This is a genomic window from Luteibacter yeojuensis (assembly GCF_011742875.1).
In the GTDB taxonomy this organism is placed as follows: Bacteria; Pseudomonadota; Gammaproteobacteria; order Xanthomonadales; family Rhodanobacteraceae; genus Luteibacter; species Luteibacter yeojuensis.
Window position 1 is genome coordinate 2,476,730 of sequence record NZ_JAAQTL010000001.1, and the last position, 18,198, is coordinate 2,494,927.

The window sequence follows — 18,198 nt, forward strand, 5'->3', positions numbered from 1 at the left end:
AAAGAGCGGCATTGTAGCCAGCGACTCCGCCCCGGTCAAGAAACGCCCAGGGCCCCGGCGATCAGCTCGCCGAAGCGGTCCTGGTCCACTTCCAGGACGATGCGGGCGTTGGGCCGGCCGCCCAGGCGACGCTGCCAGTCGACCACGGTGGCGCCGCGGGTCAGGCGGCCGTCCAGTTCGACGGCCACGTGGCGGGTTTCCTCCCGGACGACGATGCCCGGCTCCAGTGCCACCGCCATGGCCAGCGCGTCCGCGGCGATGAACCCCGTGCGCTCGTGCTTGGCGTTGAAGCGGCGCGCCGTGCCGAAGATCTTCTCGAAAAATGCGGCGCGACGATCGCCCGAGGCCACCCAACGCTCGTACACCTCGTCCGCGAAGGCATGGCGGACCGTCGCTTCCCAATCCACCAGGTCGAACATCGGGAAGGCCTCGAAGACCACGTGCGCGGCCTCGGGGTCGAAGCCGATGTTGAATTCGGCGGGCAGCTTGCCCGTGTTGCCGTGGCCCGTGACCGCGCCGCCCATGATCACCAGCCGCTTTATCCGCGCCGGCAGCGTGGGATCGAGGCGCACGGCAAGGGCCAGGTTGGTCAGCGGTCCCAGGGCGACGAGAGTGAGTTCGCCGGGGCGCTCGCGGGTCAGCCGGACCAGGGCCAGCGCGGCGTGCTCCGTCTCGGCCGCGTGCGCCGGCTCCGCGAAGCCCACATCGCCGAAGCCGTCCATCCCGTGCACGAACGCCGCATCCTCCTCGGGCTGGCGCACGAGAGGCGACGGGCAACCGGGATGGACCGGCGTGTTCGCGCCGATCAGCTCCACCAGCGTGCGCGCGTTGCGCACGGTATGGTCGAGACCGACGTTGCCCGCCGCGACGGTCAGCGCGGTCACCTCCGCGTGCCGGTGCGCCATGAGGATGGCCAGCGCGTCGTCCACGCCAGGGTCGGTGTCGATCAGCAACGGGGTCTTCTGCATCGGTATGACTTTCCGTAACGGCCGCACAGCATAGCGCCCGGCACGGGATCAGGCACCCTGCGCCGCGGCTTCGGCGCGTCTGCCGAAGTCGAAACCGAGGTCGACCGCCACCTGCTCCACACCGGCGCAGAGCGCCTCGAGCGCGGGCGTACGGGTGGCGATGCGCGGACGCAGGTCGAGCGTGCAGGCCAGGCCGGCCTGCAGGAGGTCGGCATGCGCCACGTGCAACGTATCGGCCTGGGCCTGGGTGAGCAGGCCCACGTCGCGCAGCGCATCGATCAGCACGCTGCTGGCCGGCGTATCGAGCACGGTGGGATGCGTGGACGCGTGTGCGAGCACCATGCCCTGCAGGATGAATTCGATGTCGAGCAGCGCGCCCCTGCCCTGCTTGAGGTCGATGCGCGACGCATCCGAACGATCGCGCTCGCCGCGCCAGCGCGCGCGCATCGCGCCCACCTCGTCACGGACGCGCCCGGCATCGCGCGGCGAGGAAAGGATGTCGCGGCGGATCGCCAGCAGCATCTCGCCGAGCCGCGGGTCGCCCGCGACAGGACGCGCGCGCAGCAATGCCTGGTGTTCCCAGGTCCACGCGCGGTCGCGCTGGTAGGCCTCGAAAGCATCCACGCTGGCGACCAGCAGGCCCTTCGAGCCATCGGGACGCAGGCGCGTATCCACCTCGTAGAGGCTGCCCGCATGAGTCTGCGCGCTCAGCCAGTGCATGACGCGCTGGGCGAGGCGCTGGTACCAGCGCGTGCCGTCGACCGGTCGGGGACCGTCGCTCATCGCGTTGGCACGCTTGCCGTCGTAGACGAACACGAGGTCGAGGTCGGAGGCGAAGCCGAGCTCCTCCCCGCCGAGGCTGCCGTAGCCGAGCACGGCGAACCCGCTGCCCTCGCCCGGCAGGCGGCCGTGCTGCGCCGTGAGTTCGCGCGTCGCCAGGGCGAGGATCGCCGCAACCACGGCCTCCGCCAGTCCCGCGAGGCGCCGCGCCGTCGCCGGCGCATCGGCGCGGCCGTCGTTGAAGGCGAGACCGAGGCGGAAGGCGATGCTGGAGCGGAATTCGTTGATGCGCTCGAGTTCGCGCTCGGCGTCGCGTTCGTCCAGCGCGCCAAGCGTGCGTGCGATCTCGGCGGAGATGTCGGCGCGCTTCAGCGGCAACTGGTCGATGCGCGGGTCGAGCACGTCATCCAGCAACAGAGGCTGCGCGATGACGCGCTCCGCGAGGAACGCACTGTCGGCGAATACGCCGGCGACACGGCGGCGCGCATTTGGCTGTTCGTCGAGCAGCGCGAGGTACGACGAGCGCCGCGCCACGGTCTGCACGAGGCGAAGCAGGCGGTGCAGGCTCGCCGCGGGCGCGACGCTCCCGTGTGCCGCGTCCATCAACTGCGGCATCAGGCGTTGCAGACGCTCGGCCGAGCGAGCCGACATCGAGCGCACCGCCGCGGCACGCGGCAGCTTCACGAGTTCGTCGGCCACTTCGTTGCCGGGCACGAAACCGGCCGCCTCCATCATGTTCGCGGTGAGCGTCTCGTCGCAGGCGGCCTGCCAGAGGGCGACATCGGTCGCCGGCGCGGAGGCCGTGCCGCCGGCATCCGGCATGAGCACTGCCGCGAACTCCGCCGAGACGGCATCGCGGTGCTTCGCCAGTTCCAGCGCGAGCTCGTCCCAGGACGCACGCCCCATGCCCAGCGCGAGGCGTTCGCGCGACAGCGCATCCTCGGGAATGTCGTGTGTCTGCGCATCGCGCAGCATCTGCACGCGGTTCTCCAACCGGCGCAGGAACACATAGGACGCACGCAGCGACTTCGCCCGTGCGGCGGGGATGTAGCCCCGCGCTTCGCAGGCGCGCAGCGCGGGCAACAGTCCTCGCACGCGCAGCGCGGGATCGCGTCCGCCGCGGATCATCTGGGTGAGTTGCACGATGAACTCGATCTCGCGGATACCACCGGGGCCGAGCTTGAGGTTGCCGGCGAGGTCCTTGCGCGCGACTTCCGCGTCGATCAGCGCTTTCATTTCGCGCAACCCCGCGAACGCGGTGTAATCGAGATAGCGCCGGTACACGAAGGGTCGCAGCATGTCCTGCAGTTCGCGTCCCGCCACGCGATCGCCCGCAACGGGCCGGGCCTTGATCCACGCGTAGCGTTCCCAGTCGCGGCCTTCGCGCTGGTAATACTGTTCCATGGCGGTAAACGGCAGCGCGAGGCGACCCGACTGACCGAACGGACGCAGGCGCAGGTCCACCCGCGCGCAGATGCCGTCCACGGTGGGCTCGGCCAGCAGGCGCACCAGCTGGCGAGCCTCGCGAACGAAATACTCCCCGTTGTCCAGCGGACGCGCGCCGTCCGTGTCGCCTCCCGCGGCATAGGCCAGCACGAGGTCGATGTCCGAGGAAAAATTCAGTTCGTTGCCGCCGAGTTTGCCGAAACCCAGCACCACCATCCGCTGGGCACGACCGGCGTGGTCGCGCGGCTGGCCGTAACGGGCATGGAGCGACGTTTCCGACCAGCGCAACGCGAGTTCGAGGAGCGTCTCGTAGAGCGCGCTCGTCGACGAGAGCGTGTCGTCCAGTTCGTCCAGCCCGTTCACGTCGCGGAAGACGAGGCGCACGGCCTCCGCGTGGCGGAAGCGGCGCAGGGCCGCCATGCAGCGTTCCTCGTCCGCCGGCAGGTCGAGCGCGGTACCGCGCGTGGCGGCGTCGTTGTTCGCACGGAGCCGCTCCAGCCCCGCGGGCGCCAGCAGGTCGGGCTGACGGCGGAAGACGTCGAACGCGAAGTCGGACGCCAGCAGCGTGCGGCGGATGCGCTCCGCGACGCCGGCATCGTCGTACAGGGGAATGCGTGCCGCGCGGCAGGCCGCCATCACATCGGCATAACGGGCATCGATCAATGCGCGGAGTTCTGGGCTTTCGCGCGGAGCCTGCGAGGGGGCGTTCATGAGGCGCTCATTGTGCCTCACCCGCGCCGTGGCGCGCTCGGCGGCCCTTTCCCGGCCGACGGCGGCAGCGGCCAAACGCGCGGTGAACCGGAGGCCCCCGGACCGGACAACGCATTCATGTCCGTTACGTTACAGTCCTACGCCCAAACGAGCATAAGCGTGAGGATTCGATGACAGCCCATTCGAGGCACTGGAGAGACATGGCGTCCCGGGTGGCCCTGCCGCTCTGCCTCGCCGTGGCCTTCGTCCTCTATACCGGCTTCCTCGACGGCAATCCGGGCGTGGCCAGCCTCGAATGGGCGTCGCGCCCCTGGCACCTCCTCGCCAATGCGTTTCCCGGCCTGCTGCTCGCGGCCCTGCTGCTGGTGTTGACCCGCCGCCCCTGGCTGTCGTTCGGCGTCTCGTTCATGGTCCAGGGCGCCGTGCTGGCCGTCAGCGCCATCAAGATGAAGAACCTTGGCGCGCCGTTGCTGCCCGCCGACTTCCGCATGGTCGGCCAGCTCAAGAACGGCGGCTTGCACCTGCTGGGCGGCTATCTGCCCAGCAACCCGCTGCCCTACCTCGCCATCCTCGGCGTGGTGGCGCTCATCGCCCTCGCCGCCCGTTACGAGCCGCCGCTTTTCGCGCGGCGCACGCGCGGACGCCGCCTGGTGTCCGGCATCGCGCTGGTCGCGCTCATCGGCACGCTGCTCGCCGGCATGCCAGCCTGGTCGGCGCTGTACGACAAGGACCGCCTGGGCCTGCAACCCTGGTCCGCCGCCGGCAATGCGCAGTTCAACGGCGTGGTCACCACCCTCATGCAGTTCCGTCTGCAGGACTCGGGCAAGAAATCGAAGCCGGACGCGGCCGAAGCGACCCGCTTCATCGCCGATACCGATGGCGACCTGCGTCGGCACATGAGCGCCGCGGCGGCGAACCGGCGGCAGACGCCCGACATCGTGGTGGTGCAGAGCGAATCCTTCTTCGATCCCTCCGCCATCCGCGGGCTCGAAGGCCATGACTTCGCCCCGAACCTGCACCGTCTGGCGAAGCATGCGAGCACCGGACGCCTGCACGTTCCCACCTATGGCGGAGGCACCATCCGCACCGAGTTCGAGGTACTGACAGGCCTGTCGCTGCGCTACTTCCCCGAGATGCAGTTCCCGTACCTGCAGATACACGCGGAGGTGGTGCCGAGCATGGTCCGCACGCTGCGTTCGCACGGGTACGAGACCATCGCCGTGCACGGCAACGATGCGGCGTTCTGGAACCGCACCACGGCGTTCAGGTCGCTGGGCTTCGACCGCTTCGTCTCGCAACCGGATTTCCCGAAGGACTACCGCAAGGACGGTCAGTACATGGCCGACAGCGCCATGACCGACGAGATCATGCGCCAGCTCAAGGACGCCGGTCCCCCGCAGTTCGTCTTCGCCATCAGCATGGAAGCGCACGGGCCGTACGATAAATCGGCCGACGTGGACACGAAGGAACGCGATGCGATTCCGGTGCCGGAAGGCATCAGCGACGACGCGAAGCTGCAGCTGCGCAACTACATCTACCACATGCGCCATGCGGACGCGGAGCTCGGCCGCCTCGCGGACCTGCTGAAGCACCGCGAGCGCCCGACGCTGCTGCTCTTCTACGGCGACCACCTGCCGGCGCTGACCGAGACCTTCGACAAGGCCGGCTTCGTCGACGGCGGCAGCATGCTCAACCAGACCGTGCCTTACGTCCTCGTCGACGCGCATCGCGACGGCCCGCCCCCCGAACCGGAAGACGTCGCCGCATGGATGCTTCCCGGCAAGCTGCTCGAACAGGCCGGCGTGCATGACGACGCGTACTTCGCGCTCACCCAGGTGGTCGCCCCGAAGCTCGCCATGCTCACCCACGCCCCCGACGCGCCCGTGCCCGCGGAAGATGCGATGCAGAAATACACCGACGTCTCGATGAGCAACGTGGCAAAGCTTCGCCTCAAGAAGAAGCTGGGACCACTGATGGCGGCGTACACGACCCCCGCCCCGAACGCGTCGCTGGCCCGCCAACCCGGCACCGCCGAACAAAACGCGGCTTCCGGCGCCGAGCAGTAATCGTTGGCGTCGCCCTCGCGGGCTCGGCTAGCGCCATCGCGTTTGGCCGCGCACACCGTCGCGCTTGGCGCGAGGCGCCGGGGGGTGCCCCTCAGCGCTCAAACATGCGGTCGCAAGCGACCGAACTCGCTCTGAGGGGCACCCCCCGACACCTCTCCCATCATTGACGCACGCCGATGGGAGAGCAAAAAGCGAGAGGCCGCGACACCGCTGTAGGAGCCGCTACAGCGGCGAGAAAACCTCGCAACACGCTCATGCGAGCATTTAATCTCAATGCGATCTGACTCTGCCGGCGACATGCAATCGTCCTCGACGACGCGTCGCCTACAACGGAGTCTAGCTATGTTGCGAAAGTTACCGAATGCTGTACTGGCTTCTAAAGCCAGCGCCATGCCGACCGCGGGCTATCGAAGGAATACGGCCTTGAAGCCTCGCCACGCCAGCTACGCAAGCAAATGAAATGGCAGGACTCGTTCCAGTCCCCAACCCAAGGTGAGCACATCCTCATTTACGGACTTTCCGGGACTGAAATTACTTACGAAGAAGTCTGCCACTGCACTCCTAGGCGGATCAATCGGATCCACTATGAAACGCATCAGGACGACAATTATCGTGACAATGATGATCCAGAGCGCCCAGACGAAAACTGCCAGGATGCGTTTCACAAGACGATGACCTGTCCGTACGCCTTCAGATTAGTGCATGGCACATCGAACATTTCCTGCTGACGTATGAAGCGTCGCACTATATGAAAGTCATGCATGAAGGGCAAAGTTATGCATCCAGCACTACGCCCAAACAACACGGCCGGATGCAGGCGAAATTGGCCCCGAAGCACACTTTCGCAATACGTGTTGTCATCAATACGAAGGTCTGCGGCATACAGCGCAAACCATATGGGAGCCTGCGTGAATCTGTCCCGAAGCGGACCAAAGGCTCCGCCAGACTTTCAGGAAAGCTCGAAGCCCCGATCGATGACGCACTCATTTGCAGATTGTTGAGACGATATTTGCAAACAAGCATGTAACACTCCTTTTGGTGATCTTCCATTTGCAGGTTTTGAGAAAATTGGACACTGAAATCTTCCAAAACTAACGAAGGAGTCCTGCTCGCGCAGACCCCCTTCGTGTGAAACATATGGATTGTGGGAGGAACTTAGAAGTCCATGTTGCCTACGCCAGCCCGATATCAGAGTCTGTCAAACGAACTGCGCTCTGAGGAACACGACCCGACACCTCTCTCATCACTGAGGCATCGTGACGGGAGAGCCAATGCAAAGGCTGCGATATCGTTCTTGCATCACGCCGACCGAGACTTATCGAAGGAATACCGCTTTAAAACCCCGCCACGCCAGATACACAACAAGATGGACTGGCAAAACCCTCTCTAGCGCCCAAGCTATCAGCGACACGTCTCCGCTTGGGGAAATCGTCTGATTCCTGTAACTCCCCATGAACTCCACGACCGAACTTCTCGGGGGCATGTCGCATGGACTTGTGATGCCCTCCATGACGATAACGATGATTGAAACGAACGAGATCCAAATCACCCACAAAGCAATAACCAAGAAACGCCTCATACGACGATCACTTGACCATAAGCTTTCATGTCGACGCAAGGTATATCGAACATTCTTTGCGAGGCGATGAGGCGCCTTAGCACGAGGAAATCATGCATGAAGGGCAGGGTGATGCACCCTGCGCTCTGCCCGGACCACCCCGATGGATGCAGCCGGAATTGTCCGCGCATGACGCTATCGCAGAACGTAGTGTCATCAACCCTCATATCGTCCGCATAGAGTGCGAACCACCAGTCCGCTTTCTTGAACTTATCTTTCACCGCGCCGAGGCGTCCTCCAGATTCTCGATCGACGATGTAATACGTTCCCCGAGGGATCGGACCATTCGGCATGCATTGATATGAAGGACTATTGGCGCGCCCTTCTTCGCCAGAGAATGCAGGAAAGTTGCTCGCGCCCACCGATAGCGCACTCATGGGCAGGTTGTTGAGCCGGAACTTGCAAACAAGCATGTAACACTCCTTTTTATTCGATAACCTTCCATCACGACTTGAGAAATTCGGACACTACGATCTCCCAGAATTGACGAAGGAGCCCCGCTCGCCCAGGACTCCTTCGCTTGAAACACATGGTTTTTGGGAGGAACTCGGAAGGCCGTACCACCCGCGCCACTCAGGAAATCGGGGGCATAGCCTTCGTCAATGATGATAAGGCACTGCTCGCCCGCCGATTGCCCCACGACGGCAATCCCACCGGTTACCGTGTCATCAGCCTTCCCCGTAGATACGGTTGACGAGCCGTCGGCCTCGACAGCCCTAAGACGTTTCTCACTTTTCGTTTCACTGTCTTACCCGGCGCGCACGCGCACGCCATCGACTCCCGAGGTCTCGTACGGCCTCGCTCTGCTCTCCCGCCGGGTTGGCTCAGTGCCGGGAGAGGTGTCGGGGTATGCCCCTCAGAGCGAGTTCGGTCGCTTGCGACCGCATGTTTGAGCGCTGAGGGGCACACCCCGGCGCCTCGCGCCAAGCGCGACGGTGTGCACGGCCAAACACGATGGCGCAAGCCGAGCCCGCCATGCCTGAAACGACGAAGGAGCCCCGCTTGCGCGGGACTCCTTCGTCTTGGAACACACAGGGTGCGAGGGGGACTTAGAAGTCCATACCGCCCATGCCACCCATGCCGCCCGGACCGCCGTGGGCGTGGCCTTCGTCCTTCTTCGGCAGCTCGGTCACGGCCGCTTCGGTCGTGATGATCGAGCCGGCCACCGACGCGGCGAACTGCAGCGCCGAGCGGGTCACCTTGGTCGGGTCCAGGATGCCGAAGGCGATCATGTCGCCGAACTCGCCGTTGGCGGCGTTGTAGCCGAAGTTGCCCTTGCCTTCCTTCACCTTGTTCAGCACGACCGACGGCTCTTCACCGGCGTTCGCCACGATGGCGCGCAGCGGGGCTTCCAGGGCGCGACGGGTGATGGCGATGCCGAGGTCCTGGTCGGCGTTCTTGCCCTTCAGGCCGTCGAGGGCCGTGAGCGAACGGATCAGGGCGACGCCGCCGCCCGGGACCACGCCTTCCTCGACCGCCGCACGCGTGGCGTGCAGGGCGTCTTCGACGCGGGCCTTCTTTTCCTTCATCTCGACTTCCGTCGCGGCGCCGACCTTGATGACGGCCACGCCGCCGGCCAGCTTCGCCACGCGCTCCTGCAGCTTCTCGCGATCGTAGTCGGAGGAGGTCTCCTCGATCTGCGCCTTGATCTGGCCGATGCGCGACTGGATGCGCTCGGCTTCGCCGGCACCGTCGATGATCGTGGTGTTTTCCTTGGTGATCACGACGCGCTTGGCGCGGCCAAGGTCGTTGATCGTGGCCTTGTCGAGCTGCAGGCCCACTTCCTCGGAGATGACCACGCCGTTGGTGAGGATGGCGATGTCTTCCAGGATGGCCTTGCGACGGTCACCGAAGCCCGGCGCCTTCACGGCGGCGACCTTCACGATGCCACGGATGGTGTTGACCACGAGGGTGGCCAGGGCTTCGCCCTCGACTTCCTCGGCGACGATCAGCAGCGGCTTGGCGGCCTTCGCGACGGCCTCGAGCACCGGCAGGAGCTCGCGCACGTTGGAGACCTTCTTGTCGTGGATCAGGATGAACGGGTCATCCAGCTCGACCTGCTGCGACTGCTGGTTGTTGATGAAGTACGGCGAGAGGTAACCGCGGTCGAACTGCATGCCCTCGACGACGTCGAGTTCGTTCTCGAGACCCGAGCCTTCCTCGACGGTGATGACGCCTTCCTTACCGACCTTCTTCATCGCGTTGGCGATGATGTCGCCGATGTCGGCGTCGGAGTTGGCCGAGATCGTACCGACCTGGGCGATCGCTTTGTCGTCGGCGGTGGGGTTGGAGAGCTTCTTCAGCTCGCCCACGGCGGCGCCGACGGCCTGGTCGATACCGCGCTTCAGGTCCATCGGGTTGATGCCGGCGGCGACGGCCTTGAGGCCTTCCTGGATGAACGCCTGGGCGAGGACCGTGGCCGTCGTGGTGCCGTCGCCGGCGACGTCGGAGGTCTTCGAGGCGGCTTCCTTCACGATCTGCGCGCCGATGTTCTCGTACTTGTCGGAAAGTTCGATTTCCTTCGCGACCGAGACGCCGTCCTTGGTGACGGTGGGAGCGCCGAAGCTCTTCTCGAGAACGACATTACGGCCCTTCGGGCCCAGCGTGACCTTGACCGCGTTGGCGAGGGTATTGACACCCTTCAGCATGCGTGCGCGAACGTCTTCGCTGAAGCGGACTTCTTTAGCTGCCATAAAAATTTTTGCCTCAAAAATTTTTGAATAAGGAAAGGGGGCTTCCAGGTCTTGCGACAAGCCACCCCGGAGCTACGGGCTGAAGATCAACCTTCCAGAATCGCCACGATGTCGTCTTCCTTCAGGAAGACCAGCTCTTCGCCGTCGATCTTGATCTCCTGGCCGGCGTACTTGCCGAACAGGACGGTCTCGCCTTCCTTGACCGACATCGGACGCACCGAGCCGTTTTCCAGGATGCGGCCATTGCCGGCGGCGATGACCTTGCCGCGGGTCGGCTTCTCGGTGGCGCTGTCGGGGATGACGATGCCACCGGCCGAGACACGCTCTTCCTCGAGGCGCTTGACGATGACGCGATCGTGCAGCGGGCGCAGTTTGCTCATGACTTCTCCAACCATGTGATTGACGGACAAAGGAATTGATACACCCTGTTAGCACTTGGGCAGGGTGAGTGCCAGAATTTTAGCCAAAGCCTTCCCCGGATCGGAAGGGCCTGGACCATGAACACATGGCGCCGCCGCATACCCGTTCAAGGGCCGGACCGGAAAAAGCACGACCGGGCAGGCACAATGCCTGCCATGTCCGAACCCATTGCCATCCTCGTCGCCTGCCCGCCAGGCGAGCCGGCCGACGCCCTTGCCCGTGGCCTGGTCGAGGGCGGCCTTGCCGCCTGCGTGAACCGTCTGCCCGGCATGCGGTCCACCTATCGCTGGAAAGGCGAGACCGTCACCGAGGACGAAGACCTTTTGCTGGTGAAGACCGTCCGCGGCGCGTTCGCGGCGGTGGAGGCCTTCGTCCTGGCCAACCATCCGTACGAGGTCCCGGAGATCGTGGCGCTGCCCCTGGTGGAAGGGCACGCCCCCTATCTCGCCTGGCTGGAATCCGCGGTCGGTGCAAGCCAATCCGGAAACGCCCGGTCATAATGATCGACGTTCATCGCGGTTCGTCGCCGCACCGATCCACGGAGTCGACATGATGTCTGTTGTCCGCCGCGCGCTGGCCGTCCTCGCCAGCCTCGGCCTGTTCGCCGCCGCTCTTCCGGTCCTCGCCCAGGAGGACCAGGAGCTGCTGCCCGTCACCCAGGCCTTCCACCTCACGACGGACGCCAGCCAGCCCGGCATCGTGAAACTCCACTGGCGCATCGCGCCGGACTACTACCTTTACCGCGGCCGGATCAAGATCGCCGCGGCCGACCCGGCGGCCGTGAAGCTGGGCGAGCCGAGCCTTCCGGACGGCCTGAAGGAGCACGACGAGTACCTCGGCGACGTGGAGATCTACCACGGCGACATCCAGGCCAGCGTGTCCTACACCCTGGCCGACGCGTCGACGAAAACGCTGGCGCTGAACGTGCAGTACCAGGGTTGCCACGAGGTGGAGCCGAAGATCTGCTACCCGCCGAACACCGAGCACCTGCAGCTCGCCATCGGCGGTCCGTCCATGATTCCGGCCGCCGCGCCAGCCACCCCGGCCGCGAATGCCGCCGCGCTGCTCGGCGCGCCGGCCGCGGCCTCGCCAGGCACCGACGCCCAGCCGCTACCGGCCGACCAGGCTTTCCGTTTCGAAGCACTGGTGAAGGACCGCGGCAACCTGCTCCTGCGCTGGACGATGCCGAAGGACTATTACCTCTACCGGGACAAGACGCAGATCGCCGTGACCTCGCCGGCCGGCGTGAGCGCCGGTGAGCCCGACTGGCCCAGCGGCACGGCCCATCACGACGAACACTTCGGCGACACGATCGTCTATTTCGACCAGGTGGAACTGCCCGTGCCGCTGGAGGGTGCCGCGAGCGCGACGACCCTGGGGCTGGACGTGGCCTACCAGGGCTGTCTCGAGAACGGCATCTGCTACCCGGTGATGAAGCGCCACGTCGACATCGACCTTGCCGCGGGCACCGCTTCCGTCGGCGCGGCGCAGGCATCGGAAGAGGCCGCGGCCCCCGCCGAGGTGGCGCCCACGCCGCCGCCAGCGGGCCTCGCGCCGGGCGGCGACGCGCCGGTCGGCTTCATCACGGCCATTGGCCTCGCGCTGCTCGGCGGCCTCGTGCTCAATCTCATGCCCTGCGTGCTGCCGGTGCTGTCGCTGAAGGCCATCACCGTCCTCGAGAGCGGCGAGAGCCCGGCCGCCGCGCGCCGCCACGCGCTCTGGTACACGGCAGGCGTCCTGGTGGCCTTCGCCGCGCTCGGCCTCGTCATCGTGGGCATCCGCGCGGCCGGGCACGGCATCCAGTGGGGCGCGCAGTTCCAGCAACCACTGGCGATCGGCCTGCTCGTCTACGTCATGCTCGCCGTGGGCCTGTCCATGTCAGGCGTGTTCGAGATCGGCGGCTCCCTCGGCAACGTCGGCAGCGGGCTGGCCGCCCGCTCGGGCCCGTCGGGCGATTTCTTCACCGGTGTGCTGGCCGTGGTCGTCGCCAGCCCCTGCACGGCGCCTTTCATGGGCTCGGCCATCGCCGTCGCCTTCGCGGCGCCCCTGACGGTGGCCTTCCTCATCTTCCTCGCGCTCGGCCTCGGACTTGCGTTGCCCTTCCTGGTCATGGGCTTCGTGCCGGCGGTCGCACGCCTGCTGCCGCGCCCGGGCCGCTGGATGGAGACGCTGAAGCAGGCGCTCGCCTTCCCGATGTACCTCACGGCGGTATGGCTGCTCTGGGTGCTGACGAAACAGCGCGGCGCGGATGCCGCCGCCCTCGTGCTGGCCGGCGGCGTGCTCCTGGCGATGGCGCTGTGGTGGTACGGCCGCAGCCGTGGCGGCCGCGTCCTGTCCTGGGCATTCACCGCCGTGCTGGCCATCGGGGCCGCCGCGGCACTGTGGACGGTGCACGGCCTGCCCGCGCCGTCGGCCGCCTCGGTGGCGACCGACGGCTCGGTGCCGTACTCCCCCGAGAAGCTCGCGGAACTGCGCGGCGCGGGAACGCCGGTGCTGGTCGACATGACGGCCGACTGGTGCATCACGTGCAAGGCCAATGAAAAAGCCGTGCTCGACACGGATGCCTTCCGCACGCTGCTGAAGCGCACGGGCACCGTCTACATGAAAGGCGACTGGACCGACGTGAACGCGACCATCGGCGCGTTCCTCGAGCAGTATCACTCGGTGGGCGTGCCGCTCTACGTGGTGTACCCGAAGGGCGGCGGCGAGGGCACGAAGTTGTCCACCGTCCTCACCTACGACAGCGTCGAAAAGGCGCTCGAGGCCGCCGCTCACCCATGATCCGCGGTCCGACGTTCTGGATCGTGGCGCTGGCCATCGCGGCCGCGGCGACGGGGCTCTACCTGGAGCACCGCCGCCTCCATCCGCCGCCTCCGCAGGGCCTCATCGTCGCCGACGTGGGCGGTCCGCCGCCCGCGGCCACGTTCCTTAGCGTCGACGGCAAGCCGCGCCAGCTCTCGGACTGGCGCGGCAAACGCGTGCTGCTGAACTTCTGGGCCACCTGGTGTGCGCCGTGCCGCCGCGAGATGCCACTCCTCAGCGAGAACGCGGCGCGCTACCGCGCGCGCAACGTGGCCATCGTGGGCGTGGCCGAGGACACCGCGGTCGCCGTGCGCGGCTACCTTGCCGAAAAGCCGGTGGACTACCCGATCCTGCTCGCCGACACCGATGCGCCGGGCGGTTCGCTCTCCTTCGGCAACACGCGCCGGGTGCTTCCCTACAGCGTCCTGATCGGCGAGGACGGGCGTATCCTGCGGCAGAAACTCGGCACCTTCAGCCAGGCCGAACTCGACGAATGGCTGGCCCCCGAACGATGAACGACCCGCTCATGGACGCCCTCCCCTCGCCCGATGAAGCGATCGAAGCCACCCGCCTCTGGCTCGAGCGCGCCGTGATCGGCCTCAACCTGTGCCCCTTCGCCAAGGCGGTGCAGCGCAAGGGCCAGATCCGCTACGTGGTCAGCGACGCGACCCAGCCGCTGCAACTGCATGCGGACCTGGTCCGCGAGCTGGAGCGACTGCGCGACACGGATGCGGAGACGATCGACACGACCCTGCTGATCCACCCGGGCGTGCTCGGCGACTTCATCGACTTCAACGAATTCCTCGAGGTGGCCGATGCGGCGGTCGCCGACCTGCACCTGGAGGGCGAGATCCAGGTCGCCAGCTTCCATCCCGATTTCCAGTTCGAGGGCACGGCCGCCGACGACATCACCAACTACACGAACCGCTCGCCCTACCCCACGCTGCACCTGCTCCGCGAGGCCAGCATCGATCGCGCCGTGGCAGCCTTCCCCGATGCCTCGGCGATCTTCGAGACGAACATGGAGACGCTGGAGAAGCTGGGGCACGAGGGTTGGCGGAAGCTGTTTTCCTTGTAGGAGCCGCTATGGCGGCGAGGGGAACATGCCTCGCCGCTTCATCGCCCCGTTGGCTTCTCGCCGCTCTGGCGGCTCTCACAGTTTTTGTTGAAACCATACGGCGCCGTGTGGAAAGTCACGATCTCCAGCGAACTGCGTCGAACTCCACCGAACTGGACAACACCAGGCGACAGGCGCACACTGCGCGGCGTGCCGGGGGAGCCGGCCCCAGTCATAAGGTGAACAGTGGCCAGGATCCTTGTCCTGCACGGACCCAACCTCAATCTTCTTGGCGTGCGCGAACCTTCCGTCTACGGCCATGAAACCCTGGCCGATATCAACGCGTCGCTCCAGGCCCGTGCCCAGGCGGCCGGCCACGACCTCGGCTGGTTCCAGTCGAACGCCGAGCACGAGCTGATTGGGCGTATCCACCAGGCCCGCGACGAAGGCACGGCGTGGATCCTGATCAACCCCGCGGCGTTCACGCACACCTCGGTCGCGCTGCGCGATGCGCTCGCCGGCGTGGCCATCCCGTTCATCGAGATCCACCTGTCGAACCCGCACGCGCGCGAGCCGTTCCGCCACCACTCCTACGTGTCGGACATCGCGACCGGCACGATCTGCGGATTCGGCGGCGACAGCTACCGCCTGGCACTGGAAGCCGCCCTGCTCCGCCTCGCCGTCCCGGCGGCCTGAATACCCTTTCGCGGCGCGCCCGGCGCGCCCGCTTCAACCACCAGAAGGTTTGTCCCATGGACCTGCGCAAGATCAAGAAGCTCATCGACCTGCTCGAGGAATCGAACCTCGCCGAGCTGGAAATCAAGGAAGGCGAGGAAGTGGTCCGCCTCTCGCGCGTGCCCAAGGGTGGCGTCGCCGTCGCCGCGCCCCAGGTCATGGCCGCCCCCGTGGCTGCCGCGCCGGTCGCCGTGGCCGCTGCCGCCCCGACCCCGACCCCGGCCGCCGCCGAGCCCAGCCTGCCGGCCGGCCACGTGGTGAAGGCGCCGATGGTCGGTACCTTCTATGCCGCCTCGACCCCGGGCGCGCCGGCCTTCGCCAGCGTGGGCCAGCAGGTCAAGGCCGGCGAGACGCTGGGCATCATCGAAGCCATGAAGATGTTCAACCAGATCGAAGCCGACGTGGCCGGCACGGTCGTCGCCATCATGGTCGAGAACGGCCAGCCGGTGGAATTCGACGAACCGATGTTCGTCATCGCCTGAGGTCACAACGCATGCTCGAAAAGGTCGTCATAGCCAATCGCGGCGAAATCGCGCTGCGGGTGCTGCGCGCGTGCCACGCGCTCGGCATCAAGACGGTCGCGGTGCATTCCACCGTCGATCGCAATCTCAAGCACGTCGGCCTGGCCGACGAATCGGTATGCATCGGCCCGGGTCCGTCGGCCGAAAGCTACCTCAACATTCCCGCGATCATCGCCGCGGCGGAGATCACCGACGCCGGCGCCATCCACCCGGGATACGGCTTCCTGTCGGAGAACGCCAACTTCGCCGAACAGGTGGAGAAGTCCGGCTTCGTGTTCATCGGCCCCACGGCCGACGTGATTCGCCTGATGGGCGACAAGGTCGAGGCCATCCGCGCCATGAAGGCCGCCGGCGTGCCGTGCGTGCCGGGCTCGGGCGGTCCGCTCGGCGACGACGTGGACGAGAACATCCGCATCGCGCGCGAGATCGGCTACCCGGTCATCATCAAGGCCGCGGGCGGCGGCGGCGGCCGCGGCATGCGTGTCGTGCGCACCGAGGCCCACCTCGCGAACTCCATCGTGATGACCAAGCAGGAAGCCAAGGCGGCTTTCAGCAACGATCAGGTCTACATGGAGAAGTTCCTGGAGAATCCGCGCCACGTGGAAATCCAGGTGCTCGCCGACGGCCAGGGCAACGCCATCCACCTCGGCGAACGCGACTGCTCCATGCAGCGCCGTCACCAGAAGGTGGTGGAAGAAGCCCCGGCGCCGGGCATCACGCCGGAGTTGCGCGAGCAGATCGGCAAGGTCTGCGTCGACGCGTGCATCCGCATCGGTTACCGCGGCGCGGGCACGTTCGAATTCCTGTTCGAGAACGGCCGCTTCTATTTCATCGAGATGAACACCCGCATCCAGGTGGAGCATCCGGTGACGGAACTGGTGACGGGCATCGACCTGGTTCGCGAGCAGCTGCTGATCGCCAGCGGCCACAAGCTCTCGATTCGCCAGGAAGACATCGTGCTCACCGGCCACGCCATCGAGTGCCGCGTGAACGCGGAAGATCCGGACACCTTCATGCCGAGCCCCGGCACGGTGAAGCGTTTCGAAGCCCCGGGCGGCCCCGGTGTGCGCGTGGACACGCACCTGTACGACGGCTACCGGATCCCGCCGAACTACGACTCGATGATCGGCAAGATCATCGTGCATGGTCCGGATCGCGCCACCGCCATCGCACGCATGCGCATGGCCCTGACCGAGACGGTGATCGAAGGCGTGAAGTGCAACATTCCGCTGCAGCAGCGGATCATGGCCGACGTCGGCTTCCAGCAGGGTGGGCAGAACATCCACTACCTGGAGAAGCGGATGGCTGAGCAGAAGGAAACGCCGCCGGCGGTTTAAAGCTTGGTGTGGGAGCCGCTTCAGCGGCGATGGGTGCTCGCGGCAGGCTTGCCCGCTGCCGCGGGATCGCCGCTGAAGCGGCTCCCACAAAGTTACCGAGTACTACGATAGCCGCTGATGCGTACCCAGTCTTCCAGCCTGCGCACTTCCAGCCCTTCGAACCACACGGCGTAACGGAGCAGCAGTTCCTCGTGCTGGCCGAAGAGGATGCCCGACAGCGCAAACGGCGCACCGGGTTTCACCGCGGCGGCGAACGTCGGGGCAAGCTCGCCGAGCGGACCGGCGAGGATGTTCGCCACGAGTACGTCGGCGAGCGCCGCCGGTGCCTCGCCAGGCAGATAGACGTCCAGATCGCCGGCCACGCCGTTGCGTTCGGCGTTGTCGCGCGACGCCAGCAAGGCCTGCGGATCGTTGTCGATGCCCACGGCCATCGCCGCGCCCAGCTTCAACGCAGCGATGGCGAGGATGCCCGAGCCACAGCCGTAATCCAGCACGTGCTTGCCCGCCAGCTGCTGGCCGTCCAGCCACTCCAGGCACATCGCCGTGGTCGGATGCGTGCCGGTGCCGAACGCGAGGCCGGGGTCCAGGCGCACCACGACGATATCGCCGTCGGCCGGTGGCTCGATGTTCCACGGATACACCCACAGGCGGCGTCCGAACGGCATCGGCTTGAACTGGTCCATCCAGGCGCGTTCCCAATCCTGGTCGTCCACCACGCGCCATACGATCTGCGCGGGTTCGATGAAGGGCAGGTCGTCGGCGATGGCCGCGGTGAGACCCCGCTTGTCCGCGTCGGCATCGAAGAGCGCGTTCAGCACGATCTGGTTCCACAGCGGGATCTCGCCCACGCCGGGCTCGAAGATCGCCTCCTCGTCGGGGGTCTCGGCGTCGGCATCCTGCAACGTGATCGAGAGGGCGCCGAGATCCTCGAGCGCGGCTTCGACACGCGGCTGCTCGGCGGCGCGGATCGTCAGGGAAAGTTCGAGCCAGGGCATCGTGGGGCCAGTGCGAGGGACGGGCCCACGATTCTACCGGGGTGCGCAC

Annotated in this window: 14 protein-coding genes and 1 pseudogene; 8 read left to right on the top strand and 7 right to left on the bottom strand. The window is 66.4% G+C overall.

Annotated features, from left to right (window positions below; translation table 11 throughout):
• Positions 1-35: 35 nt before the first annotated feature.
• Positions 36-968, bottom strand: coding sequence for a nucleoside hydrolase (locus HBF32_RS11285; RefSeq protein WP_166699717.1), 933 nt, complete (start codon positions 966-968; stop codon positions 36-38).
• 48 nt (positions 969-1,016) lie between these two features.
• Positions 1,017-3,905, bottom strand: coding sequence for a bifunctional [glutamate--ammonia ligase]-adenylyl-L-tyrosine phosphorylase/[glutamate--ammonia-ligase] adenylyltransferase (glnE, locus tag HBF32_RS11290; protein WP_166699718.1), 2,889 nt, complete (start codon positions 3,903-3,905; stop codon positions 1,017-1,019).
• 200 nt (positions 3,906-4,105) lie between these two features.
• Here glnE and HBF32_RS11295 point away from each other — a divergent pair, with 200 nt between their 5' ends.
• Complete coding sequence (locus HBF32_RS11295; protein WP_166699719.1) at positions 4,106-5,971, top strand: LTA synthase family protein; 1,866 nt, start codon at positions 4,106-4,108, stop codon at positions 5,969-5,971.
• A 661-nt stretch (positions 5,972-6,632) separates the two neighbouring features.
• Here HBF32_RS11295 and HBF32_RS19720 read toward each other — a convergent pair.
• The 4 genes and pseudogenes from HBF32_RS19720 to groES form a co-directional block, all read right to left on the bottom strand.
• Positions 6,633-6,902, bottom strand: a pseudogene (locus HBF32_RS19720) (tlde1 domain-containing protein); the annotation flags it as partial.
• A gap of 644 nt (positions 6,903-7,546) precedes the next feature.
• Positions 7,547-8,002: a DUF2778 domain-containing protein gene (locus HBF32_RS11305; protein ID WP_166699720.1), complete on the bottom strand. Its 456-nt coding sequence runs from the start codon at positions 8,000-8,002 to the stop codon at positions 7,547-7,549.
• A gap of 636 nt (positions 8,003-8,638) precedes the next feature.
• Positions 8,639-10,282 carry a chaperonin GroEL gene (gene groL, locus HBF32_RS11310; protein WP_166699721.1) on the bottom strand — a complete coding sequence of 548 codons (1,644 nt, stop codon included), beginning with the start codon at positions 10,280-10,282 and terminating at the stop codon, positions 8,639-8,641.
• Between the two features lie 86 nt (positions 10,283-10,368).
• Complete coding sequence (gene groES / locus HBF32_RS11315; RefSeq protein ID WP_166699722.1) at positions 10,369-10,662, bottom strand: co-chaperone GroES; 294 nt, start codon at positions 10,660-10,662, stop codon at positions 10,369-10,371.
• A gap of 195 nt (positions 10,663-10,857) precedes the next feature.
• Here groES and cutA point away from each other — a divergent pair, with 195 nt between their 5' ends.
• The 7 genes from cutA to accC all read left to right on the top strand — a co-directional run bounded on the left by cutA (position 10,858) and on the right by accC (position 17,154).
• Complete coding sequence (gene cutA, locus HBF32_RS11320) at positions 10,858-11,202, top strand: divalent-cation tolerance protein CutA (protein WP_166699723.1); 345 nt, start codon at positions 10,858-10,860, stop codon at positions 11,200-11,202.
• 52 nt (positions 11,203-11,254) lie between these two features.
• Positions 11,255-13,483: a protein-disulfide reductase DsbD family protein gene (locus HBF32_RS11325; protein ID WP_166700523.1), complete on the top strand. Its 2,229-nt coding sequence runs from the start codon at positions 11,255-11,257 to the stop codon at positions 13,481-13,483.
• A complete protein-coding gene (locus tag HBF32_RS11330; RefSeq protein WP_166699724.1) occupies positions 13,480-14,019 on the top strand; it encodes a TlpA family protein disulfide reductase in 540 nt (179 codons plus the stop codon). The genes HBF32_RS11325 and HBF32_RS11330 overlap by 4 nt, the downstream gene beginning before the upstream one ends.
• Positions 14,016-14,582 carry a DUF1415 domain-containing protein gene (locus HBF32_RS11335; protein ID WP_240147823.1) on the top strand — a complete coding sequence of 189 codons (567 nt, stop codon included), beginning with the start codon at positions 14,016-14,018 and terminating at the stop codon, positions 14,580-14,582. Before HBF32_RS11330 ends, HBF32_RS11335 begins: the two co-directional genes overlap by 4 nt.
• 225 nt (positions 14,583-14,807) lie before the next feature.
• Positions 14,808-15,257: a type II 3-dehydroquinate dehydratase gene (gene aroQ / locus HBF32_RS11340; RefSeq protein WP_166699726.1), complete on the top strand. Its 450-nt coding sequence runs from the start codon at positions 14,808-14,810 to the stop codon at positions 15,255-15,257.
• Positions 15,258-15,313: 56 nt separating this feature from the next.
• The gene (gene accB, locus HBF32_RS11345; protein ID WP_166699727.1) at positions 15,314-15,778 is read left to right on the top strand and encodes an acetyl-CoA carboxylase biotin carboxyl carrier protein; all 465 of its coding nucleotides are present in this window, start codon (positions 15,314-15,316) and stop codon (positions 15,776-15,778) included.
• An 11-nt stretch (positions 15,779-15,789) separates the two neighbouring features.
• Positions 15,790-17,154, top strand: a complete 1,365-nt coding sequence (accC, locus tag HBF32_RS11350; protein ID WP_166699728.1) for an acetyl-CoA carboxylase biotin carboxylase subunit — start codon at positions 15,790-15,792, stop codon at positions 17,152-17,154.
• Positions 17,155-17,246: 92 nt separating this feature from the next.
• Here accC and prmA read toward each other — a convergent pair whose 3' ends face one another.
• Complete coding sequence (gene prmA / locus HBF32_RS11355; RefSeq protein ID WP_166699729.1) at positions 17,247-18,149, bottom strand: 50S ribosomal protein L11 methyltransferase; 903 nt, start codon at positions 18,147-18,149, stop codon at positions 17,247-17,249.
• Between the last annotated feature and the right edge of the window lie 49 nt (positions 18,150-18,198).